This window comes from Frankia sp. CeTa3Moorea, from assembly GCF_978021225.1.
In genome coordinates this window covers 1-5,461 of record NZ_CDXDOR010000026.1, presented here as the reverse complement: position 1 = coordinate 5,461, position 5,461 = coordinate 1, and the positions used below count along the sequence as shown (strand labels likewise).

Genomic DNA, 5,461 nt, shown 5'->3' with positions numbered 1-5,461 from the left:
CGGTGCGGCGGGCCTGCGCCGGATCAGCGGCCGTGACACCGGTCACCGGCGGCCGGGCGGTGTGCAGGGGGGATCGAAGCCGAAGCCGCGGGCTAGGGCTCCGTTCATGGAACGGGTCGAGGAGCGGTGGCGGCGGCGCTGGGAGGACCGTCCCTGACCGGGTCCGGCCAGTCCTGATTGTCATCATTGTCATCGTTCTGAATCGTGGCGGGCGCGGCGGGTGCGTCGTCCCCGCCGCCTCCCTGTCCCGTCCTCGACCGTCCGCGCGCCGAGGCCGGCGCGTCGCGCCGGAGAACCGATGCCGGGGCGATCCGCGCCAACATCCGCCTGGCCCGCGGTGCCAGCGCCCACAGCGTGGTGGTGGCCAGGACGACATCCTCGCTGAGGTCTGCGACGGACGGCGGCGCGGCCATCTCCGGTGGCGCGTAGCGGGCCCGCTCCTCCGCGGAGGCCAGCCGGGCGAGTGCCGCGCGGGCCTGCGGGTAGGTCGTGGGGGGCCCGCCGTCCCCGGATTGCCACGCAGACGGTTCCGGGCGGGACCCCGGGGCCTGTGCGGTGGTCGGCTCGGCGTCCAGGTAGGCGGTCAGCCGGGCCACCCCGGCCCGCGGCGAGTCGCTCGGCCGGATCATGATTCCCAGATCCGCGGCGACGTCCAGCAGTTCTGCCCAGGCGTCGTGGACCCGTTCCACCGTCGCCCCAGACGGATCTGAGGGATCGTCTTCGGCCGGGCGCAGCCGGACCCGCCTCCGCTGGATCCGGGTGATCGCCGGAACGGCCAGCAGGCCCAGGACGGGCAGGGCACCGTACAGCCAGATCACCCAGGAGGGAATCCCGGTGGAGGTCGATGCGCCATCACCTGACCGCGGAGCGTCCACCGCGGTCGGATCGTCGCCGGGAGCCGGCGTGGAGGTATCCGGCACGGGCACCGGCTCGGGCGCTGCCTGCAGTTCGGCCTGATCCTGATCTTCCGGCAGGGCGGCCTCATTGTCGGGGTCCTCGGGCCCGGCGGGGGCGTAGGACGGCGCCGAGGTGGCTCCGTCGCTGCGGCGGGTCGGCTCGAAGCTGAGCCAGCCGATCGACGGGAACCAGACCTCAGGCCAGGCATGCGCCTGCCGGTTGGTGATGACGTAGCTGCCGTCACTCTGCCGCTCCCCGGGGACGAAGCCGATCGCGACCCGGGCGGGTAGGCCCAGTATCCGCACCATGACCGTCATGGCCGAGGCGAACTGCTCGCAGTAGCCGCGGTGGGTGTCGAACAGGAACTTGCTGAGCGCGCCCTCCTGCGTGGTGGGGGCGCCCTGGAGGTCGTAGGTGAACTGCGGCCCCCGCAGGTATTCCTGGATCGCGTACACCTTTTCATAGGGGGTGCGCGCATCCGCGGTCACGGCCTTGGTGAGCTGGCGCAGCTGGGGATCGAGATTGTCAGGGAGCGCGGTCGCGATGTCGAGCGAGTCCGGGATCGGCCCGGTCGCGGCCTGAAGTTGCGCGCTCGTGGGATTCGGCACCACCGCGTCCACCTGGTAGTGCGCGTTCGCCGTCGAGGTCCGGGTCGAGAAGATCGTGCCTGTCGGTCTCGCCAGCCGCCAGTCGCCGGTCAGCCCCTCGATCCGGGTTGGGATGCCCGGAACCGGCAGATACAGCTCGTTGAACCGCCCGGTGACGGCCACTTCCGCACGCACCGACTGGGTGGTGCCGCCCGTCCGTGGTTTCGGTAGTCCCTCGCTGACCCGGTTCTCCCGGGTGGCGTTCAACGCCCGCAGGGTGAACAGCTGGCCGTCGAAGTTCTCCAGCGCCGTCAGTCGCAGATACTCCGGCTTGTCGAAGCGCACCCGAAGCAGGGGCACCTCCGTGCTGGCGTGCAGCTGCTGGCTCACCGAGACGATCGGCTGCACGACGCTGGCTGAACTCGGACCGTCCCCGGCGCCGGATCCACCCTTGCGCGACACTAGTCCCTCGCCGTCAAGGGACGGCAGGGCCAACGGCACCGCGATCGCAGCGACCAGCGCGGTGACGGCGACCCCGAGCGCGCCCACGGCGAGGCGACCGCCGAACATCTCGACGCCGGCCCTCCGCTGGTTGGAGATGGTCCGGCCCCATCGCCCGTACGCCAACCGCCCGTCGAGCAGGAGCAGGGCGATGAAGCTCACCGCGCCGAGCAGGAAGGGCACCGTGCCGACGCCCCCGGGCAGAATCGCCGCCGACACCGCATACAGCGCCAGCAGCGGAAGGCCGCCGAGCGTCGGGTGGTCGAACTTCACCACGATCAGATCGACGATCATGACCAGGAGGTAGACGCCGATCACCGTGAGGACCACCAGGCCCGGCCGGTCGGGCACCGGCGCGGCCAGCCGTGAGATGTCGGAGCCGCCGGCGGAGATGAGCGTGCGCAGCGTCTTGACCGTGGTGGCGGTCGGCAGGAAGCCCAGCAACGCCGTCGACCGCGCGGACAGCACGGTGACGGTGCCGATGAGGCCGACCAGACTGAGCAGGATCCCGGCCGCCGCCGGCAGCAGGAGCAGGCGGCTCGCCACCCCCGTCCCGACGGCCACGGCCGTGGCGACGAGTACCGGCCCGAACCACCAGAGGACACCCTCGAACAGACGGGTCAGCGCGCTGGTGGACAGCAGACAGACGACGGTGACGATCACTGTGGGCACCGGGCGGGCGTTCACGGCACCGACCGTCCGCCGATGTGGAGACCGCCGCTGTGCCCCGTTGCCCCGGTGAGTCCCACGGTCCCGGTGAGTCCCGTTGTCCCGGTGAGTCCGGAGACTCCGGCGGCACTCGAGGCACCGACGCCGCCCGTGCCCCGGGCCCGGGCGGCGACCCGCGGCCACATCGCCGCGAGGCTGGTGCCCGCCGCCGCGACAAGGACCGCCCAGCCAGCGCGGGTGAGCACCGCGTGCGTCGTTCCGAGGTCGGCGGCGATCTTCGGGGCCGCCGCGGCGGTGCTCCAGCTGGCCACGTCGACGAGCACCGCGATCGCCGGGGCGCTGAGGGGCCGCAGCCCGGCCAGCGCGGCGGCAGTGGGCGCATCGGTGTGGCCGATCACGGCGACAAACATGCCGCCGTGATCGGCCTGCTTGCGGCCGGCCGCGAGCGCTGGGTGCAGGGACTCGGTGGGGGCGGGCGTCAGCGTTGAAAGCTCATCGAGGAGCCCGCCGACGGTACCCCCCGCGGCGATGGCAGCCAGCCCCTGATCGGTCAGCAGTCGGACCCGGTACCCGCCCCGGACGAGGTGGACGCCGATCGCCCCGACCGCGCTCACCGCCCACTCGAACGATGCTGAGGGGCCTCTGTCGGGCCACGCCCGGGCCCGGGTGTCGATCAAGATAGTCGCCCCGCCCATCTGCGGGTGCTCCTCGCGCCGGACCATCAGCTCGCCGCGGCGGGCGGTTGTCTTCCAATGCACCTTGCGCAGGTCGTCGCCGGACCGGTACGGACGGGTCGTCGTCTCGTTCTCACCCGCGAGCCCGGTCCGGCGGCGCAGCTGGGTGCTGGCGCGCGCGGTACCGGTCGGGCGGGCCGGCGGCAGCCGCTCGATCGGGGGGGCCACGACCAGCTCGTCCAGGCTGCGGAAACTGCGCGACAGTTCGCACAGCCCGAACGGGTCACCGAGGCGGATCGCCATCGGTCCGATCTGGTAGCGACCACGCATCCCCGCGTGCAGGACATAGGACAGGTCCCGGCTGCCACCGGGCTCGATCCGGCCGAGTACGAACCGGACCCCGCCGCCCAGCCCGTCCGCGGCGGCGTCCTCCACCAGGAGCACCGACGACGGCGACCGGCTGACGTTTTCCAGTCTGATCCGGACCGAGACCCGGTCCCCGGCGGTCACCCGGCTCGGTTCGAGCCGGCGGGTGCAGGCGAGCCGGTAGCGGGTCCGGCAGACGAAGGCCGCCGCGAGCACGGGGAGGAGCATGAGGAGCAGGCCGATCCGCAGCAGGTCCTGCTCGCCGAGCACGGCCGCGGACGCCGCGCAGGCGATGCCGGCGGCGACGAACGACCGGCCGCGGATCGTCAGGCCACGCAGCGCCGCGACAAAGTCGCGCACCCGGAGGTTCCGCACCCGGAGGTTCCGCACACGGAGCTCTAACGGCCATGCCGGGTTAGGCGTGCCGTACCGGGACGAAGGATCGGAATCCGGCGCAGGACGTCGGTCAGGATGCGGGCGGCGACCTCGATCGTCGGCTCTCCGGAGAGCATGATCTCGGGCTGCAGCAGTAGGCGGTGCGCCATGACCGGGACAGCCATCTCCTGAACGTCGTCGGGGAGGACGAAACCGCGCTGGTCCAGGGCCGCGCGGGCTCGGGCAGCACGGATGAGATGCAGCGCCGCCCGGGGGGACGCGCCGAGCGCGATCTCAGGATGCGTGCGGGTCCCGCCGGCCAGGTCGACGATGTAGTGGCGCACCTCGGGCGAGACGTGCACCGTGCGGACGAGTGCGATCAGCTTGGCGATCTCGGCGGCGTCGGTGACCGGGGTGATGCCGGCCAGCGGGTTGGCGTTGCCGTGGCTGTCGAGCATCTCCAGCTCGGCCGCGGGGGAGGGGTAGCCCATCGAGATCCGGGCGGTGAAACGGTCGCGCTGGGCCTCCGGCAACGCCCGGGTGCCCTCCATCTCCACCGGGTTCTGGGTCGCGATCACCATGAAGGGCGACTCGAGCCGGTAGGTGACGCCGTCGACCGTGACCTGGTGTTCTTCCATGCATTCGAGGAGCGCCGACTGCGCCTTCGGCTCGGCGCGGTTGATCTCGTCGCCGACGACGATGTTGGCGAACACCGGACCGGGACGGAACTCGAAGTCACGGGTGCCCTGGTTGTAGACGCTGACCCCGGTGACGTCGCTGGGGAGCAGGTCCGGAGTGAACTGGATGCGGCGTACCCGGGCGTCGATGGACCGTGCGAGGGCCTTGGCGAGCATGGTCTTGCCGACCCCGGGGACGTCCTCGATCAGCAGATGGCCCTCGGACAGCAGCACGACCAGGGCCGCCGTGATCGCCTCGGACTTGCCGTCGATGACCGTCTCGATGCTGGCCCGCACCCGGTTGGTGACATCGGCGAGATGGCCGATGTCGGTCACCGGGTCACGCCAGTGCAGAAGACCAGGGTCGGTCACCACGAGTTTGGCCCCCCTCCGGGTGTCGAGTGTCGGGATGCGTCGCGCGTCGGGATGCGCGAACCCGGCCCCGGTGGGACCTGTCCCCCCCGAGTGTGACATCCACCGCGGGCGTGCAGGCCGTGGTGGTCGAGGAAACATGCCTCGAACCGGAGCCCGACAGGAGATGAGGGGTAGGTGTCTGTATCTGATCGGCCTCGCCGGGACGGCGGGTGAGACCGAATGTTCCTTCATCCACCAGAGTCATTTGTACTGATTTTTTGCGATTTATACCACCTTATTCTTAGGTATCGCGGGCGACCCCCAACGGAGGGGGTTCGGTGGGGTGGTACGGGGTGTTGAG

Annotated in this window: 3 protein-coding genes and 1 pseudogene; 1 reads left to right on the top strand and 3 read right to left on the bottom strand. The window is 71.4% G+C overall.

The genetic code is table 11. The features are described from left to right. Positions 1–157 (top strand): annotated as a pseudogene (locus AC08OV_RS07405) (DUF3040 domain-containing protein); the annotation flags it as partial. Here the strand turns inward: AC08OV_RS07405 and AC08OV_RS07400 are convergent. Genes AC08OV_RS07400 through AC08OV_RS07390 form a run of 3 tightly spaced genes read right to left on the bottom strand, consistent with a single transcriptional unit; the run spans position 105 to position 5,121 of the window. After that, positions 105–2,672: a transglutaminase TgpA family protein gene (locus tag AC08OV_RS07400; protein WP_476614079.1), complete on the bottom strand. Its 2,568-nt coding sequence runs from the start codon at positions 2,670–2,672 to the stop codon at positions 105–107. The pseudogene AC08OV_RS07405 and the gene AC08OV_RS07400 sit on opposite strands and share 53 nt — an antisense overlap. Next, a complete protein-coding gene (locus tag AC08OV_RS07395; protein ID WP_476614080.1) occupies positions 2,669–4,054 on the bottom strand; it encodes a DUF58 domain-containing protein in 1,386 nt (461 codons plus the stop codon). Before AC08OV_RS07395 ends, AC08OV_RS07400 begins: the two co-directional genes overlap by 4 nt. Positions 4,055–4,092: 38 nt before the next feature. After that, positions 4,093–5,121, bottom strand: coding sequence for an AAA family ATPase (locus tag AC08OV_RS07390; RefSeq protein ID WP_476614081.1), 1,029 nt, complete (start codon positions 5,119–5,121; stop codon positions 4,093–4,095). Positions 5,122–5,461: the final 340 nt, after the last annotated feature.